General features: G+C 66.8%; 16 protein-coding genes and 2 tRNA genes. 2 read left to right on the top strand and 16 right to left on the bottom strand.

Annotated elements, in window-relative coordinates:
- Positions 1–9 precede the first annotated feature (9 nt).
- From IHD13_RS18105 to IHD13_RS02510, 7 genes are all read right to left on the bottom strand, one after another.
- Positions 10–4,152: a TIGR02680 family protein gene (locus tag IHD13_RS18105; protein ID WP_230086101.1), complete on the bottom strand. Its 4,143-nt coding sequence runs from the start codon at positions 4,150–4,152 to the stop codon at positions 10–12.
- Positions 4,149–5,402: a TIGR02678 family protein gene (locus IHD13_RS02535; protein WP_195859468.1), complete on the bottom strand. Its 1,254-nt coding sequence runs from the start codon at positions 5,400–5,402 to the stop codon at positions 4,149–4,151. Before IHD13_RS02535 ends, IHD13_RS18105 begins: the two co-directional genes overlap by 4 nt.
- Entirely contained in the window at positions 5,390–6,955 is a 1,566-nt protein-coding gene (locus IHD13_RS02530) for a TIGR02677 family protein (protein ID WP_195859467.1), read from the bottom strand. The genes IHD13_RS02535 and IHD13_RS02530 overlap by 13 nt, the downstream gene beginning before the upstream one ends.
- Positions 6,956–6,971: 16 nt before the next feature.
- Positions 6,972–7,274 carry a helix-turn-helix domain-containing protein gene (locus tag IHD13_RS02525; RefSeq protein ID WP_195859466.1) on the bottom strand — a complete coding sequence of 101 codons (303 nt, stop codon included), beginning with the start codon at positions 7,272–7,274 and terminating at the stop codon, positions 6,972–6,974.
- Positions 7,271–8,617 carry a type II toxin-antitoxin system HipA family toxin gene (locus IHD13_RS02520; RefSeq protein WP_230086100.1) on the bottom strand — a complete coding sequence of 449 codons (1,347 nt, stop codon included), beginning with the start codon at positions 8,615–8,617 and terminating at the stop codon, positions 7,271–7,273. Before IHD13_RS02520 ends, IHD13_RS02525 begins: the two co-directional genes overlap by 4 nt.
- A 206-nt stretch (positions 8,618–8,823) precedes the next feature.
- Positions 8,824–10,239 (bottom strand): cysteine--tRNA ligase, encoded by a 1,416-nt coding sequence (gene cysS / locus IHD13_RS02515; protein WP_195859464.1) that lies wholly within the window; start codon positions 10,237–10,239, stop codon positions 8,824–8,826.
- Position 10,240: 1 nt separating this feature from the next.
- Complete coding sequence (locus IHD13_RS02510; RefSeq protein WP_195859463.1) at positions 10,241–11,935, bottom strand: glutamine--tRNA ligase/YqeY domain fusion protein; 1,695 nt, start codon at positions 11,933–11,935, stop codon at positions 10,241–10,243.
- A 164-nt stretch (positions 11,936–12,099) separates the two neighbouring features.
- Between IHD13_RS02510 and IHD13_RS02505 the strand changes: the two genes are divergently transcribed.
- Positions 12,100–12,597, top strand: a complete 498-nt coding sequence (locus IHD13_RS02505; protein WP_195859462.1) for a peptidylprolyl isomerase — start codon at positions 12,100–12,102, stop codon at positions 12,595–12,597.
- 77 nt (positions 12,598–12,674) lie between these two features.
- Positions 12,675–13,436 carry a UDP-2,3-diacylglucosamine diphosphatase gene (locus IHD13_RS02500; RefSeq protein ID WP_195859461.1) on the top strand — a complete coding sequence of 254 codons (762 nt, stop codon included), beginning with the start codon at positions 12,675–12,677 and terminating at the stop codon, positions 13,434–13,436.
- Positions 13,437–13,590: 154 nt separating this feature from the next.
- Here the strand turns inward: IHD13_RS02500 and IHD13_RS02495 are convergent, their stop codons facing one another.
- The 9 genes from IHD13_RS02495 to IHD13_RS02455 form a co-directional block, all read right to left on the bottom strand.
- On the bottom strand, positions 13,591–14,622 hold the full coding sequence (locus IHD13_RS02495; protein ID WP_195859460.1) for a CobW family GTP-binding protein: 1,032 nt from the start codon (positions 14,620–14,622) through the stop codon (positions 13,591–13,593).
- A 79-nt stretch (positions 14,623–14,701) separates the two neighbouring features.
- Entirely contained in the window at positions 14,702–16,519 is a 1,818-nt protein-coding gene (locus IHD13_RS02490) for a SurA N-terminal domain-containing protein (RefSeq protein WP_195859459.1), read from the bottom strand.
- Between the two features lie 151 nt (positions 16,520–16,670).
- On the bottom strand, positions 16,671–16,943 hold the full coding sequence (locus IHD13_RS02485; RefSeq protein ID WP_146801318.1) for an HU family DNA-binding protein: 273 nt from the start codon (positions 16,941–16,943) through the stop codon (positions 16,671–16,673).
- A gap of 175 nt (positions 16,944–17,118) precedes the next feature.
- Positions 17,119–19,524 (bottom strand): endopeptidase La, encoded by a 2,406-nt coding sequence (gene lon, locus IHD13_RS02480; RefSeq protein ID WP_195859458.1) that lies wholly within the window; start codon positions 19,522–19,524, stop codon positions 17,119–17,121.
- Between the two features lie 119 nt (positions 19,525–19,643).
- Positions 19,644–20,924, bottom strand: coding sequence for an ATP-dependent Clp protease ATP-binding subunit ClpX (gene clpX / locus IHD13_RS02475; RefSeq protein WP_195859457.1), 1,281 nt, complete (start codon positions 20,922–20,924; stop codon positions 19,644–19,646).
- Between the two features lie 76 nt (positions 20,925–21,000).
- A complete protein-coding gene (gene clpP, locus IHD13_RS02470) occupies positions 21,001–21,621 on the bottom strand; it encodes an ATP-dependent Clp endopeptidase proteolytic subunit ClpP (RefSeq protein ID WP_195859456.1) in 621 nt (206 codons plus the stop codon).
- 92 nt (positions 21,622–21,713) lie between these two features.
- Positions 21,714–23,066 (bottom strand): trigger factor, encoded by a 1,353-nt coding sequence (tig, locus tag IHD13_RS02465; protein WP_195859455.1) that lies wholly within the window; start codon positions 23,064–23,066, stop codon positions 21,714–21,716.
- A 223-nt stretch (positions 23,067–23,289) separates the two neighbouring features.
- Positions 23,290–23,364: transfer RNA gene (locus IHD13_RS02460), tRNA-His, on the bottom strand.
- 42 nt (positions 23,365–23,406) lie between these two features.
- Positions 23,407–23,481 (bottom strand) — tRNA-His (locus IHD13_RS02455).

The following is a 23,481-nucleotide window of genomic DNA, read 5'->3' as shown; positions in this document are numbered from 1 at the left end:
CTCACGCTCCTAGAACAGGCTATCCATGTCACCCTGTAGCGGCGCCTCAGCCGCCTGGGTGACCGACTCGCGCACCTGGGAGACCGGCGTCTCGTCACGCTGGCGTCGTAAACCGTCCCACTTCCAGCGGGTGACATGGACCGCATCCACGCCCTCACGGCGCACCAGTTGGGCGATGGCCAGGCCGGGCACGTCGGGATAGCAGCCCCACTCACGCTCCGAGGTCATGATGGCGTCCAGGTCGAATTGGGCGAGCAGGCCCATGCTCTTGGCGCGGGCATCGTCGTCGATGCCGGCGAACACCTCGTCGAGCATCACCAGGCGGGGTGCCTGGGGGTGGGCACTGCTGTAGTGGCTGGCAGCGGCGGCGAACAGCGGCAGGGTGATCACCAGGGCGCGTTCGCCGCCGGAGGCCGGCCCGTAGGCCGGACGCCACTGGCCGTTCTGATGGCGATCGATCACGAAGCGATGCCAGAAGCGATAATCCAGGGCGCGCTCGAGGATCTCCTGCAGGGCACCGACCTCGTCGCTGGCCCGGGCCTCTTCGATACGCCGGCGCAGGAAGTCGCCCACGACCTGTCGATCATCCGCTGACCAGGCGTCCAGCGCCTGGCGACGCAACCGTTGGCAGACATCGGCGAGCCCCGCGGGGGCCGTCAGCCCGCCGGCGCTCTCCCCCTCCGCCAGCGGCTGCCAACGAATGCGCAGCCGCATGCCGGTACTGGTGGGGCGCTGCTCGAGCTCGCGGTTCATGGTGGCCACGTCACGCTCGGTGGCGGTGATACGCTCCTGGATATGGCTGGCCACCTCGTCGATCAGATAGTTCTCCAGCAGCTCCCGCTCACTGGCGTTGAGCAACGCCTGCCGCTGGGCGATCTCATCGGCCAGCTGCCGTTCCAGGGCATCGGGATCCTGGCGCCGCCCCTGGAAGACGATGCGCACCAGCAGCAGGTCGTCGCGGGCCTCCACCGGACAGTCATGCCCGCCACGGGAGAGCACGTCGGTGAGGTGCTTGATGTGCTCGTGCAGATTGCCCTGGTGACGATGCCAGCTGTCATCATCCGCGCTCAATCCCGTCGTGGCCTGGGCGGCCGAGCGTGCCAGGCGCACCGCCGGGTCCGGCGCCCAGGAGGCGGGCGGCGCGATATCGGAGAACGTATCGGGGGCGGCGACGCGCAGCAGCTCCTCATCCACCAGCAGGCGAAAGGCCTCGATGGCCTCGCCACGGCGGTGATCCAACTCGGCCAGATGCTGCTTGCCGTAGGCTACCTTCTCGGCCAGGCGCGCCACCTCGCCGAGCAGCGCTTCGTAGCGTGTGGCCAGTTCGCGCCGCTCACGACCCAGCGCCTCACCCTCCTGCTGAATCGCCTCCAGCTGCCGTTCCAGCTCCTGAACCTCGGCGCCCATGGTCTCGCGCAGGGTATCCCTGCGCACCACGGCCTCGCGGGCCTGCTCCGTGGCCTCGGCGTGATCCCACTCCGCCTGCTGAAGGGCTTCCGCTGCCAGCCTGGCCTCGTCCTGCTGTTCGGCGTGGCGTCGCCGCGCCCCCTGATACGCCTTGACCGCCTGTACCAGCTCGGCGATAGCCAGCCGATAGTCATCCAATGCCGTCTGTATACAGGAGAGCGCCTCGCGCTCCGCGGGCAGACGCAGATCCTCGGCGGCCTGATAGAGCTCGCCGCGCAGCGACTCGAGGACACCCCGGGCCTCTTCCAGCGCCTCGCGGGCCTGCTCCAGGCGATCGACCTGGGTGTCGCGGGCACGGCGAGCCGCCGCCTCATTGGCATGAGCATCGCGCAGCGCCTGGGCGCCGGGGCGTCGCTGCCACTCCTGCTCGGCAGCGCTGAGGTGCGTCTGCAGCGCTTCGAGCTTCGCCTCAATATCGGCGGCCTGGCGTGCGAGTGCGTCCAGCGACTGGCGGATCTCCGCCAGCCGCCGCTGCCGGGCGTCCTCACGCGCCGCATGACCGATATACACCGCCGCCGTCTTGCCCCAGCGGCCGTGGAGCTGGCCCAGCTGCCAGGCCCCCTCGGCGCTGACCCAGGCAAAGGCCTCTGACTCCCCCAGGCCGATACCGGTCAGCAGCCGGTCGACCACTTCGCCGGCGACCGGGGAGTTCGCCGGTGGATCGGCACGCAGTGCGGTGCTGAGGCTGGCGTCCTGAGCGGGCGATGCGGTACCTGCCAGCGGCGCCAGCAGGGTGTCCCAGGTATCGGGGGCCAGCAGCTCGCCCTCCGGCAGTACCCAGGCATCGAGCAGGCCGGCGGCCTCCAGGGCCGCCTCCAGCCCGGCACGATGTTCTTCGGTGAGGGACGGCTGGAAATCCACCAGTTGCCAGAGCGGGGCGCCGGGGCGCCCTTCCCGGACGCCCTCGGCGCGGGTGTAGGGAGCGGGCGGCACGCTCTCCTCGCCGGCCTCCAGGCGCCGGCGCTCCTCCTCCAGCTCGTCGCGCTCGGCGTCGAGCTCCCGGCGAGACAGAACCAACGCATGGCGCTGCTGGCCCAGGCGTTCGCGCAGGACGTCGCGGGCCACCGAGAGACCCACCTGGGCAGGATCGTCACCGCCCAGGTGATCGCACCACTGGGCCAGCTCGGCGAGCAGCGCCTCCGGATCCTCGGGGGCAAGCTCGCGCAGGGCCTCGATGTGGTCACGCCAGCTCGCCTGCAGGGCCTCGGCGGCCTCGACACGGGCCTCCACCGTTTCCTGCAACTCCTCCTCACGGCTCGCCAGGGTCTCCTCCTCGCGACGCGCCTCGTGCTCGACCCGCCGGAAGCGGCGCTCGCCACGCTCCACCTCATCGAGCCGCTTGTTCAGATGCGCGACGCCCTCCTGGCGTCGACGCTGCAGGTCGCGCAGCGCCTGCTGCAAGGCGTCAGTATCGTTGGGGAGTTCAGGCGATTGTTCCGGTAGCGACTCGGCCAGCTGTCGGTGATGAGCCAAGCCCAGGCCGACCGCCTCGGCCAGCTCGGCGCTCTCCTCACGCCGCCGCGCCAGTGATGAGCTGCTGGCCTCGAGGGCCTGCTCGGCCTCGGCGAGGCGCGCCTCGGCGCGCTGGTGATGCGCCCCCTGCTGCTTCAGCAGCTTCGCCTGATTCTCGGCGTAACGGGTACGCTGGTGTGCCTGTTCATCGGCGTTACGCAGCGCCTCCGCCGAACGCATGGCATCGCTGGCTTCCAGGGCGCGCTGCCGCGCGGCCAGGTCGAGTTGGCGGCCCTCCAGGGTCTCGCGATCTCCTACCAGGACGTCACGCTCGGCCTGCGCCTGCTCATGAGCCTGACGGTCGCGGCCCAACTGAAGGCGAACCCGCTCATACTCTGAGTTGGTGCCAGTCAGGACCTCGGCGCGGCGGCGCACGGCGACGCCGGCGTACTGCCGGTAGTGATCCAGGAAGGCCTCCACCGCCCGAGCGGTCTCCTCCAGGCCCTGGATCTCCTCGCGGTAGGTATCCAGGCTACGATAGGCCTCGGCCACATCGCTCACCACGCTGCGCCCCAGCGGCGCCAGGGCATCGCTGAGCGCCTGGGAGAGACGACCGGGATCGGGACGCTTGGCCAACTGAGGCTGGCGCAACTGCAGCAGCAGATCGAGCAGCGCCGTGTAGCGCTGCTCACCGAGCTGGAAGAGCGCCTCGTCGATGGCCCGCCGATAGTCCGTCGCCCGCTCATGAAACTGGCCCTGGCTGCCCAGCGCCTGGATCAGCCGGTCGCGACTCAGGCTGCGGCCATTCTCTACCAGGAACAGGTCGCGGCCGATGCGCTGGGGCGTGGTAAAGAACCAGGGCTTCACCGGGCGCCCGGCCACCGCCTTGAGCCCACAGCCCAGGGTGAAGGTCTCGGGGCCCGCCTCGCCGCGACGGCCGAACTCCAACCAGGTGTAGCCCAGGCGCTCCTGGTACTCGCCAACCAGCAGGTTCCACTCCATGCGCTTGGCGCTGTCGCCGTCGGGCTCCACCCGCGAGGGATGCAGCTGGCCATCCAGCAGGAACGGCAGGGTCAGCGCCATCACCTTGGACTTGCCGGTGCCGTTGTTGCCGCGCAACAGCAGGCGGCCGTCGTGAAAGTGGAAAGTCTCCTCGTCGTAGTAGAAGATCTCCACCAGGCCACAGCGCAGCGGCTGCCAGCGTTGGCTGACGGGTTCGGGTAGTGTGCTCATGGGGTCTCGCCGTTCGCCAGGTCGGGTTGTCGGGGGGCCTCGTCGTCGGGCAGTGCCGCCGCCTGGACGCGGAAGCGCCCCAGGGCCGGCAGAGGATAGACCCGCTGATCGCGACGTTCCACCAGGCGCAGCGACGCCAGACGCGCCAGGGCCTGGCGGCAGAGTCCGCCGGCGGCACCGGGCTCGCAGGCGGCCTTGCGCCAGTAACGGCGATACTGCGTCTGCCAGGCGCCGATCCAGGCCTCCGCCTCCGCCAGGGTCGCGCCTTCGGGACCGATCTCGGCCAGCCGCTCGGCCATCAGCAGGGCCAGGTGCCCCTCAGTGCCTTCGGCCGGCACCCGCTCGTCGGTTAGCTCTCCCTCGGGATCCACCATGGCCAGCCCCTCGGCACGCACCTCGGGCACCAGGCCGGTGGCCTGCTGGAGGCGCCGGGCCATGGCGCCGCGCTGGTTCGTCAGGTAGGCGGCTTCATCCTCGTCGAGTGCCTCCCAGTAGATCACCGGGTCATCCAGCAGGCGCCGTGCCAGCCGATGGCGCAGTGCCCGATTGCGGCCCTCCGGCGTATCGGGAACGAAACTCTCGGCCAGGGCCTTCAGCCGGGCCTCCAGGTCCAGCGTGCCATCGGCGCCGCCAAGGGCCACCAGCGAAGGGCCCCGGGAAGTCACCAGCAGCGCCGAGAGGACCCGGCGGTCCACGTCATAGAGCACGTCGCCATCGACCCCGCGACGCAGGAAGGCCTCCTCGTCGCCGGCCACGCGCACCAGCACGCCCAGCTCCAGCAGCAGGCGCACCACGACCACCAGGTCCCGTCGCGCCTCCTGGTTGTCCAGGCTGAACGCCAGGCCTCGCTCGGCCAGCGCCGGTTCGGCGACCGCCTGTCCCAGCCCTTCTCCCAAGCGGCCCAGGGTGATCTGTGCCTCACCGCGCTCCAGATCGGCCAGCAGCAGGCAGAACAGGGCGTAGCGGCGGCGATTGAAGGTCTTGCGCTGGGTGCCCTTGCCAACGCGTGCCGGGCGCGTGGCATCGGCGTGGTCGGCGGGACGCTTGTGCAGGCGCACGAAATCGCGCTCGGTCTGCAAGTACCAGCCGGTCTCCCGGGTCAGCCAGTCGCGCAGCCCTGGGGCATGGCGGCGCACCAGAGCGAAAGCGGCATCCTCGGCGCGCAGCAGCGGTCGGGCCAGCAGCGCGCGCAGGGCACGTCGCTGCTCTTCCTGGCGCTGGCGTCCCAGGGCATCGGTCAGGTCATCCATGTGCCCTCCTCCAGGTCGTGGATCTCGATGCGATAGTCACGCCCGATGAGTCTTCCCGCGGCGGTGCGGATCTCCGCCCGGGTCTCCGCCCCCAGGGGGCTGAGCGTAATACGCAGGCTGCCGTCCGCCGTGGTGGTGGCGACCGTCTCGCCATCGCCGCGACTGGCCGCCAGGGCATCCCCCAATAGGTTCAGCAACAGGCGAAAGGCTCCCTCATCGAGTTCTCCCAGGTCGGAGAGTCGCTCGGCACGACGCTCCACCAGCTGGCGGCGTGCGGCGCGTGTCGCACTGGCCTCCTCGGCCAGCCGACGCGCCAGCAGCTCGCGCTCGCGCCGCCGGCTACGCAGTTTCGCCGGCGCACCGGCCTTCTGGTAGCTGCCGGTGGCGCGCAGCCGGGCCTGAATCTGCATGCCCGGTGCCTCGGCCCAGGGCGTGGTCGCGGAGACCGGCTCGTGCTGCCAGCGTTCGCTGGTCTCGCGGTCCACCAGCAGATGCCGTGACGGCGCCAGGCCGAAGGCGGTGCGCCATAGTCGGTGGGCCGAGGCGTCATCCTCACACTCGAGGAACCAGCGCGCCAGGGTCCGGAAGTCGGCGGAGCGGTCGCTGCGCGCCATGCGCCGCTCGTTCAACCGACTCACCATCTCCAGCAGTTGGGTGACCGCGCGACGCGCGCTGTTGCGCAGCAGCCGAGCCTGGGCCTGACGCCCCGGCCGGTCGAGGAACCAGGCGCGCAGCCCGGCCCAATGCCCATGCCAGTGGCGCCAGGCCTCCGCGAAGGCACGGGCTCGTTCGGCACCTTCGTCGCGCCACTCTCCAGGCGCCAGGTCGGCCAGCTCGCGCTCGGCCGCTTGACGCAGCAGGCGGGCCACCGGCGCCTGATCCGGGGCTCCCCCTGATTCGGCGCCTTCGCCATCCAGCGTACGGATCAGCTCGGCGATCTCGCCGGAGGCAGTGGTCAGGTCGCCCAGGAAGCGCTCGATATAGCCGATCACCCGCTCCTTGTAGACCAGGAAGGCGTCGGCGTCACTGCCCTCGCTCTCCAGGGTGCGGTTTAGCCCGGCCATAAAGGCGCGTGCGTTCTCGGCCAGGTCAGTGAAGACACTCGCCAGGTCGCGCAGCAGCAACTGACTCTCGGTGGCGTCGGGGGATTCACTCTGAGCCAGGGCCAAGAGCGCGCGAAGGCGCGTGCGGATGTCTTCGAGCGCCACACTCTGCAGGGCACCACGCCGCCCCAGCTCGCGATCGAAGGTGTCGAGTGCCGCCTCCACCGCCTCGCCCCGGCGAGTGATCTGGTAGACGTAGAGGGCGCGATAGTAGTCCTCCACGCTGGACACTCGGGCGTTATCACGCTCGGCGCCCAGGTTGCCCCAGTTCACCAGCTGGGTCAGCGCCGCCTGGACGGTGGCAAGCTCAGGTTCGCCGAGCTGCTGCTGGACCTCCTCGGGGCGTAGGTGCACCAGAAAGTGGGACTTGGCCTCGACGAAGACCCGCATGATCTCCCGATAGATCCCGGCCTTCTCGGCCGTGACATAGCTGAAGGGGGTGTAATCCACGGTGGCTCCCGTTGGTTCAGGACATCTCCAGCGCCTGCACCAGCAGACGCCGCTTGCGCGGCAGCAGGCCGACCTCGAGCCCCAGCGGCCGGAAGGCCCGGTTGATCACCTCCAGGGTGGCATTGCCCTTGTCGCCCTCCAGGTCGGAAAGGGTACGACGACTGATCCCGACCAGGGTCGCATAGCGGTCCTGGGAGAGCCCCAGCACATCGCGCCTCAGGGCGCGCAGCAACTGGCCCTCGCTGAGCTCGCCGGCATAGAACCGGCCGAGGAGCGCCACCAGCGCCGCCTCACGATCATCGGGGGCACGAGGTTTCAAAGCAGCCCCCAGCGCTTGAGACGGGTGTCCAGGGTACGCAACCCCACCGCCGGCAGATCGAGAATCCGCGCAGGCACCCCACGGGCGGCCAGGCGCTCGTCCAGCCCCTCCAGGCCGGCGGCGAGCCGCCGGAGCTCTCCCATCAAGCGCTCGGGCGCCACCAGATCCGCCAGGGAGGCGGCGATGCCCGGCCAATCGAACTCGCCGCCCACCTCCAGCGGCGGGCCCCACTGCGTCGTCCGCGTCACGCCTTCGGGGTCGGCCTTCATCGGGGCGAAGTCATAGACCGGCGAGAGCCAGAGAGCGTCAGGGCGCTTGAGCAGCGCCATATTGCGGCCATGATTGTCGGAGTTACCGAAGGCGACATTGAGCAGGTCCCGCCGCACCCACTCGATGGCGAAGGCCGGGGTGTCGAACCCCGCGCCCTGTTCGCGCACCCGATACTGTGCCTTCAGCAGGGTCACCAAGCGACGCAGGACCTCCCCGTGGCGAAGGAAGCTTCCGGGGGCGACGCCCATCAGCGAATAGACCGACTCCAGCCCATGGCGTATCCAGGCGCCGTCGCGGTACTGCATGTCGAAGCGCGGCAGCCAGAGGGAGGGATACCGCCCCCCCTCGATCAGGCGCATCCCCTCGCCCTCGATGGTATCGATACTCAACGCCCCCAGCTCCTGATAGTAGTGATACTCGGCCCGCAGGATGTCACAGTCGTCGGCGCCGCGGCTGCCACGGGGAAATTTCACCAGCATGGGGCGATCCGGCTGGTGAGGATCATCCTGCCAGGTATCGATCCACACCTGGTCATCCGCGGACAGCCGCAGCAACAGCTTGGGCGCTTCGCCACCGGCCCCCGTGGCCCCCCCGCTGGCGGCCCCCATCTGCTGGGCATACTCGAGGAAGTCCGTATCCCGCTCCACCACGCTCTGCACGGGGAAACGCCGCTCGCCCAGGGCGTCCCGGGTCGCACCGTCGGGCACCGCTTCCTTGATGCGCAGGTTGCCCACCGGGGCGATGGTTCCCCTGGCCAGCAGCTGCGTATCCTGATGCCCCGCCGGGAGGTCATGCAGGCCCAGGTAATCCACCCAGAACCGGCGGCTGGCGCCGGCGGGCATGATATCTTCCAGGAAACCGAACCAGCGCGACGCCTCATGGGTCAGCATCAGCTCCACGGGCAGCAACAGGCTACAGGCGTGCCGAGCGTCGTGAAACATCCAGTCGACAGCATGCTCCGTCGTATAGCAGAGGCGGGACGCGCCACCGACCCCATGCTCGGGGCTCGGCAGTGACAAGACGGCCGCGTCATGCCAGGCCTGATCGAAGTGAATCTGTACCGTCAGTTCCAAGTCACGCCTCTGCGCAGAATGATGCTCAAGAATATCCATACACTAACCACTATGCGCAGTATAGTGCACGACATAGACAACAAGAGCAAAAAAACGTGCGGTATAGTGCTCAGTTCAGCCTGGTCTTGCATGGCCCGGACGCGTCCCTGACGAAAATGCCCGCCCCTGCGAAGCAGGAGCGGGCGTGTGTCACGGCGGCCGCGACATCAACCGCCGACGCTCTCGCTTCCCTTGTCGAGAACCCAGGTGGTGCCTTCCCGGGAGTCCTTGAGGATGATCCCGAGCGCGGCGAGTTCGTCGCGGATGGCGTCGGCGGCGGCGAAGTCCTTGGCCTTCTTCGCCTCGGCCCGGGCAACGATGCGCGCCTGGATCTCCGCCTCGGCGAGCGGCAGCTCCCCGTCACCGCCCTTGAGGAAGGCCTCCGGCGCCTGCTGGAGCAGGCCCAGCACGCCTCCCAGTCGCTTGAGCTCCACGGCCAGGGCCGGGGCCTCGGCGGGGGCCTCCTTCTTGGCCCGATTGAGCTCCCGGGCCAGGTCGAAGAGCACCGAGACCGCTTCGGGGGTGTTGAAGTCATCGTCCATGGCCGACGCGAAGCGCTCGGCGAACCGGGAGTCCACCTCGCCTGCCCCGGCCTGCCCATCCAGGGTCAGTCCCTCGAGCGCATTGTAGAAACGCTCCAGGGACTTGCGCGCCTCGGAGAGCGACTCCGGGGCGTAGTTGATGGGGCTGCGATAGTGACTGGCCACCAGCAGATAGCGCACCACCTCCGGGTCATGGTGCTCGAGCACCTCGCGAATGGTGAAGAAGTTGCCCAGCGACTTGGACATCTTCTCCTGGTCGACCCGCACGGCCCCGGCGTGCATCCAGGTGTTGACGTAGCGCTTGCCGGTGGCCGCCTCGGACTGGGCGATCTCGTTCTCGTGGTGGGGGAAGGTCAGATCCGGGCCGCCGCCATGGATATCGAAGGTCTCCCCCAGGCAGCAGGTGGACATGGCCGAGCACTCGATATGCCAGCCGGGACGTCCCTCGCCCCAGGGTGACGGCCAGCTCGCCTCGCCGGGCTTGGCGGCCTTCCACAGCACGAAGTCCAGCGGGTCCTCCTTGTGCTCGTCCACCTCGATGCGCGCCCCGGAACGCATCTCGTCGAGGTCCCGGTTATTGAGCTTGCCGTAGCCGGCGAACTTGCGCACCCGGTAGTAGACGTCACCGTTATCCGCGGCGTAGGCGTAGCCCTTGTCGATCAGGGTCTCGATCATGGCGAGGATCTCGCCGATATGACCGGTGGCCCGGGGCTCGGCGTCGGGCCGCAGCACGAACAGGCGCGCCTCGTCCTCATGCATGGCGGCGATCATGCGCTCGGTGAGGGCGTCGATGCTCTCGCCGTTCTCCTCGGCACGACGCAGGATCTTGTCGTCAATATCGGTGATATTGCGCACATAGGTGACGTCATAGCCACGGTGACGCAGGTAGCGGGTAATCACATCGAAGGCCACCATCACCCGGGCATGGCCCAGGTGGCAGTAGTCGTAGACGGTCATGCCGCAGACATACATGCTCACCTTGCCCGGCTCGATGGGGGTAAAGGCTTCCTTGCGACGCGTCAGGGTGTTGTAGATCTGCATATCAGCCCTTCTTCTGGCCATCTTTCTTCTGGATTTTGGCCCAGCTGTCCTTGAGGCCCACGGTGCGGTTGAAGACCAGCCGGCCCTCGGTCACGGCGTGGCGGTCGGCGCAGAAATAGCCGACCCGCTCGAACTGGAAGCGACTCTCCGGCGCCACCTCGGCCAGGCTCGGCTCGCCGATGGCCTGACAGACCACCAGGGACTCGGGATTGAGGTGGTCGAGGAAATCGGCGTCCTTGTCCTTGTCGGGCTGCTCCACCTGGAAGAGGTTGTCGTAGAGGCGTACCTCCATGGGCACCCCCTGGGCGGCGCTGACCCAGTGGATCACTCCCTTGACCTTGCGCCCCTCCGGGTTCTTGCCCAGGGTGTCGAAATCGACCGAGCAGCGCAGCTCGCTGATCTCGCCGGCGGCATCCTTGATCACCTCGTCGCAGCGAATCACATAGCTGTTACGCAGCCGCACCTCCTTGCCCGGGGCCAGGCGGAAGAACTTCTTCGGCGGCTCCTCCATGAAGTCGTCCTGGTCGATATAGAGCTCCCGGGTAAAGGGGATCTTGCGCACGCCCAGGTCGTCCCGGGCCGGGTGGCCGGGCACCTCATAGACCTCTTGATGATCCTCGGGCACGTTGGTCAGCACCACCTTCAACGGCTTGAGCACGCACATGGCCCGCGGAGCATTGTCCTCGAGGTCCGAACGGATGGCGTGATAGAGCATGGCGATATCCACCAGCCCGCCATCGGCGCGGGTGACCCCGATCATCTCGCAGAACTTGCGGATCGACGCCGGCGTGTAGCCGCGCCGGCGCATGCCGGAGATGGTCGGCAGGCGCGGGTCGTCCCAGCCGTCGACGATGCCCTCGTCCACCAGCAGCTTGAGCTTGCGCTTGGAGGTCAGGGTGTAGTTGAGGTTGAGCCGGGCGAACTCGATCTGGCGCGGCTTCGCCGGCACCGGCAGGTTCTCCAGGAACCACTCGTAGAGGGGACGATGATCCTCGAACTCAAGGGTACAGATGGAGTGGGTGATCCCCTCGATGGCGTCGGACTGGCCGTGGGTGAAGTCGTAGGAGGGGTAGATCTTCCAGGCATCGCCGGTCTGGTGATGGTGGGCGTGGCGAATCCGGTAGAGAATCGGATCGCGCAGGTTGATATTGGGCGAGGCCATGTCGATCTTGGCCCGCAGCACTTTTTCGCCCTCGGCGAACTCGCCGACGCGCATGCGCTCCAGCAGGTCCAGGTTCTCCTCCGCGGCCCGCTCCCGATAGGGGCTCGGCCGGCCCGGCTCGGTCAGGGTACCGCGATACTCGCGGATCTCGTCGGCGGAGAGATCGTCCACATAGGCCTTGCCCTCGCGAATCAGGTGCTGAGCCCAGGCATAGAGCTGGTCGAAATAGTCGGAGGCGAAACGCACCGCCCCCGCCCACTCGAAGCCCAACCACTCCACGTCCGCCTTGATGGCGTCGATATAGGCCTGCTCCTCCTTGGCCGGGTTGGTGTCATCGAAGCGCAGGTGACAATCGCCACCGAACTGTTCGGCGAGGCCGAAGTTGAGACAGATCGACTTGGCGTGCCCGATATGCAGGAAGCCGTTGGGCTCCGGCGGGAACCGCGTGACGATCTTGCCGGTGCGCCCGGCATCGATCTCGTCGCGGATCTGATTGCGAATGAAATTCGGCGCGCTGCTACTCTCTGTGCTCATAGGGGTGCGGGGACCTCTCGATTGGACGGCGGGCCTGACGATACACGGCACACCAGGACAAGGTGCCATGCCGGCGCTTCGCGCATCGTGGCAAAAGCGCTATTATAGCGTGACGCGGTGGCGCCACGCCAAGGCACCCCTTTATGGAAAATAGGAACGGATCGATGATCATTCTGCAGACCAATTTCGGCGACATCACCCTCGAGCTCGACCACGACAAGGCGCCCGCAACCGCGGCCAACTTCGAGCAGTATGTGCGCGACGGCCACTATGACGGCACCCTCTTCCACCGGGTCATCAACGGTTTCATGGTCCAGGGCGGCGGCTTCGATACCGACTTCAACCAGAAGCCGACCCGCGAGCCCATCCAGAACGAGGCGGACAACGGCTTGACCAATGTCACCGGCACCGTCGCCATGGCGCGCACCCAGGACCCCCACTCCGCCACCGCCCAGTTCTTTATCAACGTCGCCGACAACGACTTCCTCAATCACAGCGGCAAGAACCTGCAGGGCTGGGGTTACTGCGTCTTCGGCCGCGTGGTAGAAGGCATGGACGTGGTGGAACGCATCAAGGCGGTAGAGACCACCCGTCGCGGCATGCACGCCGACGTGCCCGCCGAGGACGTGGTGATCCAGCGCGCCTACCTGCAGGACGCCTGATTCCACCTCGCCCCATGACGCCCGCCCCGTGCGGGCGTTTTGCTCTAGCCTCTTGCCCTTTCGACCCGAGACTAGCCATGAGCACCCTGCTGATTTCCGATCTGCATCTACAGCCCCAGGCCCCCGAGATCACCGCGGGCTTCCTCGCCTACCTGGAAGCCGCCAGGGGGGCCGAGGCCCTCTATATCCTCGGTGACTTCTTCGAGGCCTGGATCGGCGACGACCTGCTGGCCCTGGGCGATGCCGACCCCAGTGGCCACGCCGCCCTCGCCGCCGAGGTGGCCCAGGCCCTCAGGCGCCTGGCCGAGAGCGGCACCGCCATCTACCTGATGCACGGCAACCGCGACTTCCTGCTCGGCGACGACTATGCCGCCGCCTGCGGCGCCACCCTTCTGCCCGACCCCAGCGTGGTGGAGATCGACGGCCAGCGTATCCTGCTGATGCACGGCGACAGCCTGTGCACCCGGGACGAGGCCTATATGGCCTTCCGCGCCCAGGCCCGGGATCCCCGCTGGCAGGCCCAGATCCTCGCCATGCCGATCCCCGAGCGCCTGGCCCTGGCCCGGCAACTGCGGGATCGCTCCGGTGAGGCCAACTCCAACAAGGCCGAGGACATCATGGACGTGACCCCGGACGAAGTGGTCCGAGTGATGCGCGAACAGGGCGTCACCACCCTGATCCATGGGCATACCCATCGCCCGGCACTGCACCCCATGGAACTGGATGGCCAGCCCGCCCGGCGCCTGGTGCTAGGCGACTGGCAACCCACCAAGGGCTGGGAGATTCGCCTGGAGGCGGGGCAGCCGCCCAAGCTCAGGGACTTTCCCCTCGATAACTGACGACCAGGTGGGCCTCCGCAAGGGGGCCGCCTAGCCTCCACTCTCCTTAAGCCGACACCCCTCCAGCAAGCGCTCTATCGCCTCGGCCTCGGGCAGGCGATCCGATTCGCCGATAACCTCCAGGCGGCCGAATGAAGAGTCGGCGCCAGAGGGCCTAATCGTCCGGCAGCGCCGACAACCGACACGCTTCCAGCAAGCGCTCTATCGCCTCGGCCTCGGGCAGGCGACCGCTCTCGCCGATAACCTCGAGACGAGAATCCCTGCGCCAGGCGCTCTCGGTCAGGCTGACCCGTCCCTCGGCGCGGTTATAGAGCCACCAGCCGCCCTCGGCATGAATCACCGCCTTGATACGCAGCTCGCCGGCCAACTCGCCGAGGCCATGACTGAGGCGATCCAGATCGAAAGTCTCGGCCGGGTGCCATCGCCAGCCCAGGCTGCCATGGCCCAAGGACTCGCCGCGCCGAAAGAGCGGCCGCCCGGGCTCGGGCTCTGCCACGGCTTCCGGCTCCTCCAGGCGGCCGGCCGGGGGACGCAATGCCTGGTGCGCCACCGGCCGCTCGTCATGGCCCTCATCCCGGGGCAGGCTGTCGAAGAGCAGCGCGGCCGGCAGGCGGCCGAAGGGCGCTTCGCAGATCCAGCGCTTGGGCGGCCAGAGCCCCTCCAGGTGACGCCGAGCCGCGAGCCGCTGCGCCTCGCTGGCCTGATCCACCAGGGTCAGGGCCACCCCGTCGGCCAGGGCCAGTTGATCGTGGAAGGTGGCATTGGCCTGGGCCCGCGGCTCCTCGAGCCGCCGTGGATCGAGCACCGCGATCACCTCCTTCACCTCCAGCACCCCGGCAAAGGCCTCGCCGCGCAGCAGGTCCAGCAGACCGGCGGGATGGCCCAGCCCCGAGGGCTCGATCAGCAGGCGATCGGGGCGATGACGGTGCAGCAGGTTGACCAGCGAGGCCTGGAGCACGAAGGCCAGCTGGCAGCAGAGACAACCCCCGGGCACCCCCTTGACGACGACTTCGTCGCCGGCCTCGAACATCGCCTGGTCGATGCCCACCTGGCCGAACTCGTTGACCACCACTGCCCAACGCTCGCCGGCGGGCTTGAGCTTGAGGAGCTCGTGGATCAGGGTGCTCTTGCCGCTGCCCAGGAAGCCGGTGACCACATGCACCGGGATCGGTGTGACGATCCGCATGACACCCCCACGCTTGTTATTTAGTAACATTATACGACGAAAAAAACGCACGGCCCGGGCCGTGCGCTCTTTGGCTGGTTTAGAGGCGTTCGATCTTGGCCTCGGCGCGCAGCCGCTCCAGCAGGCCAGTCAGCGCCGACTGGGCCCGCAGGCGCTCCGCCATCTGGGCCACCAGGGCCTCCAGCTGCGCATCGGCCTCGCCCTCGCCCACCGCATCCAGGGCCAGCACCGCCACGCCCTGATCGGTCATGGCCATGCCGTAGCTGGGACCGTTGTCGGGGCGCGCCAGCCGGAAGGCCTCGGCGAGGATCGCCGGGGCGACGCCCTCGGCGCGATTACGGCTCGCCTCCTCGACCCGGCTCCAGGCCCAGTCGACGGACTCGCCGTCACGCAGCGCCGCCAGGCGCGCCTCGGCCAGTTCCCCCAGGGCCTCGCGCTCGCGCTGGGCACTCAGCTCGGCGACGACGCGGTCGCGAACCTCTTCGAGCTCCGGCGTCGCGGCCGGACGATGCTCGGCGACCCGCACCACCAGGCGCCGCTCCTCGTCGAGCTCGATCACCTCGCTGTTAAAGCCCTCGACCAATACCTCATCACTAAAGGCTTCACTCATCACGCCCGGCTCGCCGAGGACTCCCTGACCATGGTCACGGGTCAGCCAGTCGCTCTCCTGCAGGGGCAGGCCGAGATCATTCGCGACGCTCTCCAGGTCCTCGGCGGCAAAGCTCTCCTCGATCAGGCGCTGGGCCAGACGGTTGAACTCGTCCCCCACCTCGGCCAGGGCCACCTCCTCGCGCAGCTCCTCGCGCAGCTGCTCGAAGGGCGGCAGATCCAGCTCGGTCACGGTGACCAGGTGCAGGCCATTATCGGTCTCGACAATCCCCGAGACCTGGCCGGGGGCCAGGGCGAAGGCGGCGTCCTCGAAGGCCTCGCCGAAGAAACCGCGGCTGATAAAGCCCAGGTCACCGCCCTGTTCCGCGGAACTGGTGTCATCGGAGTAACGGGCGGCCAGGGCGGCGAAGTCCTCGCCAGCGGCGAGACGGCTGCGCACCTCTTCGAGGCGCGCCAGGGCCTCCTCGCGGTCACGCGCGTCGCCAAAGCTGGCCATGATATGTGCCACCCGACGCTCGGCATCCTGGCCACGCTGCTCATAGGCCGCCTGGAGCTGACCCTCGTCCACCGCCAGGGCCTCGGCCAACTGCTGGCGATCCAGCAGCACATACGCCAGGCGCACCTGCTCGGGGCGCTGGAAACGCTCGGCATTGGCCTCGTAGTAATCGACGATCTCCGCCTCCGTCAGCTCGATCGGGGCCTCCAGATCGGCGGGGACGAGGCGGTGATAGCGGAAGCTGCGCACCTGACGCTGCAGGGCCGCCAGGCGCTCCTGTTCGCTCGCCAGGGTGAAATCGCTCAGCACCAGGCCATTCTGCAACTGCTCGCGGCGCAGGTCGCTACGCAGCTGCTCGCGGAAGCCGAGCGGCGTATAGCCCGCACTGGCCAGGCGGTTACGGAAGATCTCCCGATCGAAACGACCTTGCTGGTCGTGGAACTCCGGGAGGGTCAGGAGGAGGCGATCGAGCTGCTCCTCGGAGAGGTGCAGGCCACCGTCGGCGGCATACTGATCCAGCAGGCGCAGGGTGATCAGCTCATCGAGCACCTGGCCGCGCAGGGCACGCTCCTGCTCAGGCGGCACCTGACCGCTGCGCAGGGCCCGTTGCACCTGCAACTCCACCTCTTGACGGGTGATCGGCTCACCATTGACCTTGGCGACGTCGTTGGCGCCCCCGGTAAAGAGCCCGATCAGGGCATCGGCCCCGAACAGGGCCATGGTGACGACGATGGCGCCGATGATGATCTTGGCGCCCCAGCTCTTGGAGCGATCGCGAATACTTTGCAGCATGATGCCCTCGGCAAAGAGTATGGCAAGAAGGTGCGCAGACGATGATAGCCGCCTCCCGGGCCGGTGGGCCAGGCGGCATCAACGGACAACAAAAAGGCGCATCGCCGAGACGATGCGCCTTTCACGGAGTCGACCGCAGGCGTGTCTGCCCTTAGTTGACCGAATCCTTGAGCGCCTTGCCGGCCTTGAAGCTGGGCACCTTGGCGGCGCTGATCTCGATGGGCTGGCCGGTCTGCGGGTTGCGACCGGTACGGGCGGCACGCTCCTTGACGGCAAAGGTGCCGAAACCAACGAGGGAAACGCTGTCACCCTTCTTCAGGCTGTCGGTGACGGCCTCAACCATGGCATCCAGTGCACGGGTGGCCGCTGCCTTGGGAATATCGGCAGACGCGGCAATGGCTTCGATCAGCTCGGACTTGTTCACACTTCACCCCTTGAATATTGCAAAAATTGACATGTGGCAGCGCTGGCTTGAGGCGGCTTACGCGATCACAGCAAGGCGCTTTTTATAGCAATGCCATGAAAGTCCTGTCAAGCAACCTCTAGCGCTAACGCGCATATGGCGGGCTTTTCTGCCCACCATGATGCAAAAAACCATCTTAATGAGTACTAACCACCGAACGAGAAGATGCCGGATCGTCGGGCCGCTTTTTTTCGCCGTCGACGTCGGCCTTTTCCACCAGCGCCGTATCGAGAACCTCGTCGATCCAACGCACGGGCCTGATGTCCAGGGCTTCCTTGATATTCTCGGGGACCTCCTTGAGGTCGCGCCGATTCTCTTCTGGTATTAGCACAATCTTTATACCACCGCGCCGGGCGGCCAGCAATTTCTCCTTGAGGCCACCGATGGGCAACACCTCGCCGCGCAGGTTGACCTCACCGGTCATGGCCACATCGCAACGCACCGGGCGCTCGCTGAAGGCGGAGACCATGGCGGTGACCATGGCGATACCGGCACTGGGCCCGTCCTTGGGGGTCGCCCCCTCCGGCACGTGGATATGCAGATCCTCCTTCTCGAAGCGCTCGGGATCGATGCCCAGGGCCTGGGCCCGGGAGCGCACCACCGTCAGGGCGGCGCTCACCGACTCCTTCATCACGTCGCCCAGGGAACCGGTCTTGTTGAGCCGCCCCTTGCCGGGGGTAACCACCGACTCGATATTGAGCAGTTCGCCGCCCACCGAGGTCCAGGCCAGGCCGGTGACCCGCCCCACCTGGTTCTCCTGATCGGCCAGGCCATAGCTGTAGCGACGCACCCCGGCATAGCGCTCGATATCGGCGGCCTTGAGCTCCCGGGCCGCCTGGGCCCCCTCCTTGGCCTCCGCCTCGAGGCGCTCGCGCAGCACCTTGCGGCACACCTTGGCGATCTGCCGCTCCAGCTCCCGCACCCCGGCCTCGCGGCTGTAGTAGCGGATCAACTCGAGGATGGCGTCATCGGCGAGACTCAGCTCGTCTTCCTTGAAACCGTTGGCCTTGAGCTGCTTGGGCACCAGGTAACGCCTGGCGATCGCCAGCTTCTCGTCCTCGGTGTAGCCGGGCAGACGAATGATCTCCATGCGATCCAGCAGCGGCCCCGGGATATTCATGGAGTTGGCGGTGCAGATGAACATCACCTCGGAGAGGTCGTAGTCCAGCTCCAGGTAGTGATCGCTGAAGGTGTCGTTCTGCTCCGGATCGAGCACCTCGAGCAGCGCCGAGGCGGGATCGCCACGGTGATCCATGCCGATCTTGTCCACCTCGTCGAAGAGGAAGAGCGGGTTCTTGACCCCGGCCTTGCTCATGCGCTGGATCAGCTTGCCCGGCAGGGAACCGATATAGGTGCGGCGATGGCCGCGAATCTCGGACTCGTCGCGGACCCCACCCAGCGCCAGGCGCACGTACTTGCGGTTGGTGGCTCGAGCGATGGACTGGCCCAGGGAGGTCTTGCCGACCCCCGGGGGACCCACCAGGCAGAGCACCGGCCCCTTGAGTTTCTTGACGCGCTTCTGTACCGCCAGGTACTCGAGGATGCGCTCCTTGACCTCCTCCAGGCCGTAATGATCGGTGTCCAGCACCTCGGCGGCCCGGGCCAGGTCGTGCTTGACCCGGGTACGCTTCTTCCAGGGCACCGAGATCAACCAGTCCAGGTAGGAGCGCACCACCGTGGCCTCGGCGGAGTTGGGCGCCATCATCTTCAGTTTGCCCAGCTCCTGGGTCGCCTTCTCGGCGGCCTCCTTGGGCATCCCGGACTCCTGGATCGCCTGCTCGTACTTCTCCGCCTCGTTGGGGACGTTCTCGAGCTCGCCCATCTCCTTCTGGATGGCCTTCATCTGCTCGTTGAGGTAGTACTCCCGCTGGGACTTCTCCATCTGATCCTTGACCCGCGAGCGGATGCGCTTTTCCACCTGCAGCAGGTCAATCTCCGCCTCGATCAGGGCCATCAGGTGCTCGATGCGATCACGCACCCGGTCCATCTCCAGCAGCTCCTGCTTGTCGCCGATCTTCAGCGACAGGTGGGCACAGATGGTATCCACCAGGCGACTCGGATCCTCGATGCCGGCCAGGGAATTGAGCACCTCATTGGGCACCTTCTTGGAGAGCTTGACGTACTGCTCGAACTGGTTGAGCAGCACCCGCACCAGGGAGTCCTGCTCCCGGGCGCTCAACGGCTCGCTCTCGCGCAGGCGCACCGCGCCGCGGGTATAGCCATCGACCTCGTCGAGGCTCACCACATCGGCCCGGGATTCGCCTTCGATCAGCACCTTGACGGTACCATCGGGGAGCTTCAGCAGCTGCATGATCTCCGCCACGGTACCCACGGCGAAGAGATCGCTTCGCTCGGGGTCGTCCTGGCCGGCCTCGCGCTGAGCCACCAGCAGCACCCGCTTGTCGGCGGCCATGGCGGCTTCCAGGGCCAGGATCGATTTCTCGCGGCCCACGAACAGCGGGATGACCATCTGCGGGTAGACGACCACATCGCGCAGGGGCAACAGGGGCAGACTCTGGGTCTGTTCGGCGTTCTGCTGCATCGCAGACGTTCCTCAAAACTCGAAGGGATTGGTCAGGTGATGGGGGCGACCCGTCCCCTTTGCAAGCGGGGCACACAAAAAAGGGCCGCCGGGGCGGCCCCATGAGACGGGGAAGGCGCCTAGCCGTCCTTGCCGGCCACCTTGCCCTCATCCTGCTGAGAGTAGATCAACAGCGGCTCGCTCTCACCGGCGATCACCGAGGCGTCGATCACCACCTGGGTCACCCCCTCCAGGGAGGGGATCTCGTACATGGTATCGAGCAGCACCGACTCGAGGATCGAGCGCAGGCCACGGGCACCGGTCTTGCGCGCCATGGCCTTGGCGGCCACCGCCCGCAGGGCGTCCTCACGGAACTCCAGCTCCACGCCTTCCATCTCGAACAGCTTGGCGTACTGCTTGATCAGGGAGTTCTTGGGCTCGGTCAGGATCTGGATCAGCGCATCCTCGTTGAGCTCGGTGAGGGTGGCGATCACCGGCAGTCGGCCGACGAACTCCGGAATCAGGCCGAACTTGACCAGGTCCTCCGGCTCCACGTCCATCAGCACGTCGCCGACGCCCTTGTTCTCGTCCTTGCTCTTGACCTGGGCATTGAAGCCGATGCCACCCTTCTCGGCGCGATCACGGATCACCTTGTCGAGGCCGGCGAAGGCACCGCCGACGATAAACAGGATATTGCCGGTATCCACCTGCAGGAACTCCTGCTGGGGATGCTTGCGCCCGCCCTGGGGCGGTACCGAGGCGGTGGTGCCCTCGATCAGCTTGAGCAGGGCCTGCTGCACGCCCTCGCCGGAGACGTCCCGGGTAATCGAGGGGTTGTCCGACTTGCGCGAGATCTTGTCGATCTCGTCGATGTAGACGATGCCGCGCTGGGCCTTCTCCACATCGTAGTCGCACTTCTGCAACAGCTTCTGGATGATGTTCTCCACATCCTCGCCCACATAGCCCGCCTCGGTGAGGGTGGTGGCATCGGCGATGGTGAAGGGCACATTGAGCAGCCGCGCCAGGGTCTCGGCGAGCAGGGTCTTGCCGCTGCCGGTGGGGCCGATCAGCAGGATGTTGGACTTGCCGAGTTCGACGTCGTCGCTCTTCACCCCGGCGCGCAGGCGCTTGTAGTGGTTGTAGACCGCCACCGACAGCACCATCTTGGCGCGATCCTGGCCGATCACGTAATCATCGAGGGTATGCCGGATCTCGCGAGGGACCGGCAGGCGGTCCTCCTCGCTCTCCGCATCGGCCTCGAGAACCTCTTCACGAATGATGTCGTTGCACAGGTCGACACACTCGTCGCAGATGTAGACGGATGGGCCCGCGATCAGCTTACGCACTTCGTTCTGATTCTTGCCGCAGAACGAGCAATAAAGCAGCTTGCTGCCCTCGTCCTTGCCTTTGCCGTCGGCCATTCGCGTACCTCTTGATGAACGGCGGCCCGCAGGCCGCCGGAAATTGCATGTCGTGGATGCGGCTCAGCTCAAGCTATCAGGAGTCCGGACGCTTATCCAGCACGGCATCGATCAGGCCATACTCCGCCGCCTGGGCGCCGTTCATGAAGTTATCACGATCGGTATCCCGGGCAATGGTCTCGATGTCCTGGCCGGTGTGATGAGCGAGGATCTGGTTGAGCTTGTGACGGATACTGAGGATCTCCTTGGTATGGATCTCGATATCCGAGGCCTGGCCCTGATAGCCCCCCAGCGGCTGGTGGATCATCATCCGCGAGTTGGGCAGGCAGTAGCGCTTGCCGGCGGCCCCGCCGGCAAGCAGCAGGGCGCCCATGCTGGCGGCCTGACCGATGCAGACGGTAGAGACATCGGGCTTGACGAACTGCATGGTGTCGTAGATCGACATCCCCGCGGTCACCGAGCCGCCCGGCGAGTTGATGTAGAGGTGGATGTCCTTATCGGGGTTCTCGGACTCCAGGAACAGCAGCTGCGCCACCACCAGGTTGGCCATGTAGTCTTCCACCGGGCCGACCAGGAAGATCACGCGTTCCTTGAGCAGACGCGAGTAGATATCGTAGGCGCGCTCGCCCCGTGCGCTCTGCTCGACCACCATCGGCACCAGGCCGCCGGCATTCTTGATCTCGAAGTCGTTGCCCATCTGTGTGGCGTCCTTCTTCCGGTAAGTGCCCCCGGCCCATGCCGGGTCCCATCCCTATGGCCGCCGACCCGAGGGGGCCGGCGGCGCTGGCCTTACGCCTTGGCGTCGGCGTCCTCTTCTTCCTCGGCCTCGCCGCCGGGCTGCTGGTTAGCGGCGGCAAGGGCCTGCTCGTAGGACATCTCCACGTCCTTGACGCTGGCCTGAGCGAGCAGCAGGTCGACGGCCTTCTCTTCCAGCAGGCCGGACTTGATCTGGTTCTTGAGCTGGTCGTTGCCCAGGTAGTAGTCGACCACCTGCTGCGGGTCCTGGTACTGCTGGGCCAGTTCCTCGACCTTGGCCTTGATCTCGTCGTCGCTGGCGTCGAGCTCATTGACCTTGACCACCTCGGCCAGCAGCAGGCCCACCTGGACGCGGCTCTTGGCCTGGTCGGCGAACAGCTCGTTGGGCAGCTGGGAGACGTCGAAGTCCTCGCCCAGGCCGAACTGCTGGGCGGCCTGGCGCTTGAGACCATCGGTCTCCTGCTGGATCAGCGCCTGGGGCACCTCGACCTCATTGGCCTGCTTGAGGGCTTCCAGCACCTGCTGCTTGACGCGATTCTCGACGGCCTGCTTGGCCTCGCGGCTCATGTTCTTGCGCACCTCGGCCTGGAAGGCCTCGACGCCCCCCTCCTCGACACCGAACTGCTTGATGAATTCATCGTTCAGCTCGGCCAGCTCCTGGGCGCTGACGGCATGCACCTTGACCTTGAAGGTGGCTTCCTGGCCGGCCAGATGCTCGGCCTGGTAGTCCTCGGGGAAGGTGACCTTGATCTCCTTCTCCTCACCGGCCTTGGCGCCCTCGAGCTGCGCCTCGAAGCCGGGGATGAAGCTGTTGGAGCCCAGCACCAGCTGGTGGCCCTCGGCGCTACCGCCCTCGAAGGGCTCGTCGCCCAGGAAGCCCTGAAAGTCGATGGTGACCTGATCGCCATCGGCGGCGGCGCGCTCCACCTCGGCCCAGGTGGCGTTCTGCTTGCGCAGGGTCTCGATCATCTGCTCGACGTCGGCGTCGCTGATCTCGACCTGGGGGCGCTCCACCTCGGCCCCTTCGATGCCCTTGAGCTCGATTTGCGGATAGATCTCCAGGGTCGCCACGAACTCCAGATCCTTGCCGGACTCGTTGACGGTAGGCTCGATCTGCGGGAAGCCAGCCGGGTTCAGGCTCTCCTGGGTGATGGCCTGCACATAGCGCTCGCGCATCAGCTCGCCCACCACCTCATTGCGCACCTGGCCGCCGAAGCGCTGGCGCACCACGGACATCGGCACCTTGCCCTGGCGGAAGCCGTTGAGGCGCACATTCTTGGCGGTGTCCTGAAGACGGGCCGCCACGGCCTGGTCGACCTCGGCCGCGGGAACCTGAACCTTGACGCGGCGTTCGATGCTGGAGGTCGTCTCGACGGAAACTTGCATGAATTGTCCTCTACCGACTGGGGGCGTTCGTTACGAATGCGTTGGAAGATCAAAGGGCTGATTTTAAGAAGCCCACTGCGCGCTGGCAAGCGCCATGCCCGTAAGATGGGGGCGTTAGTCGCGGATCACAAGGGGAAAAATGGCGGAACCGCCGAACGGCAACAGACGGAAACGCAGAAACGCCGGCAGGAATGCCGGCGCTTCAACAGGAAAACTGAGGCAATGGGGTGGATGATGGGGATCGAACCCACGACCACCGGAGCCACAATCCGGGGCTCTACCACTGAGCTACATCCACCACTGCCAAAGAAACAACCACTTAGCACAACCAAAGACGAAATGGGGTGGATGATGGGGATCGAACCCACGACCACCGGAGCCACAATCCGGGGCTCTACCACTGAGCTACATCCAC

Origin of the sequence: Halomonas sp. 328 (genome assembly GCF_015645095.1) — a bacterium.
GTDB lineage: Bacteria > Pseudomonadota > Gammaproteobacteria > Pseudomonadales > Halomonadaceae > Bisbaumannia.
This window is presented reverse-complemented; position numbering and strand designations above follow the sequence as displayed.